We start from the raw sequence: 935 nt of genomic DNA, 5'->3' as shown, positions 1-935 counted from the left end.
GTCACAGAGCCCGTGGGATAAGTCTGTCCGGGGAAAGGGGAACCCCGGCCATCAGCCAATTTGTGCAACAGAGCCATGCAGACACCTCCGCAACAGGTGATAATTCTGAACTAAGGTAAATCCATTTATGGAGCGAGGGTTTGTAGTAACTGGTGAAGCAGAGCTTGTCCTGAGAATTTTGGTAGGGCGAGATGGTTTCGGCTCAGCTTCAAGCAAATCGCCGAGCGCAGTGGCTTTTGAGTATTGGTTATGTTCGAAAAGCCTGTCATGAGCTTCGACGAAATGGGTATGCTGACTACTGTCAAGGTGGTGAGGTCGGCGGCGGCTTTCGTGGATCTGGATACTCGGTGCTGAATGCTGGCCGCGAGTGGGCGACTTCAACTGGCTGAAACAAGAGAGTCCAGCAAGGGAGGTAGGATGAAACTTGCGACGATTTTGGGCGGGCTCTTAGTTTTAGCGCATTTGTGCGTCCCGGCGGCCTTTGCGCTTGATGCCAGGGCTTTCAAGTGTGAGGTTCCTGAGTTTTTCGAAGCGGAGTTTTTGAAGGATGGAGCGCTTGGTGTGCTGTATTTCCGGCATCCGTTAAAGAGTTCCCGAGCGGCTTGGAGTTTCGTGTGTAATGAGGATGTGCTGGATCGTGGGGCAGGAGTGCCCTCACTCTTTTGCTCCAGGTTCAGGGAGGTGAAAGGCGTTCCTGTTTCAGCGACACACTTGGTAATTGCGAACGACTTCACACAGATGGTCTTGAGTTTCTCAGAATTCGATATCGAAGGAGGGGTGTCGCTCTGGGGAACCTCCGCTCTGGTCTTGGGTGTAAGATGCGGTGAGTACCCTGAATAACGCTGACATGACACGCTTACAAAAAATGTATGGTCCGCCCCGCGGTTGCAAGTCGCGTGGTGACGTTATGGCTTGCGTAAATGTATCCGGCCTCT

At 52.6% G+C, this 935-nt stretch carries 1 protein-coding gene; it reads left to right on the top strand.

What is annotated here, in order from left to right; all coding sequences use genetic code 11:
- The first annotated feature begins 417 nt into the window (after positions 1-417).
- A complete protein-coding gene (locus ACFMBG_RS24140; protein ID WP_260002636.1) occupies positions 418-840 on the top strand; it encodes a hypothetical protein in 423 nt (140 codons plus the stop codon).
- The last annotated feature ends 95 nt before the right edge of the window (positions 841-935 follow it).

This window comes from Leisingera coralii (assembly GCF_049056525.1).
Classification (GTDB): Bacteria; Pseudomonadota; Alphaproteobacteria; order Rhodobacterales; family Rhodobacteraceae; genus Leisingera; species Leisingera coralii.
Note: the sequence above shows the minus strand (reverse complement) of the source record. Positions and strands in the feature narration are given on the sequence as shown.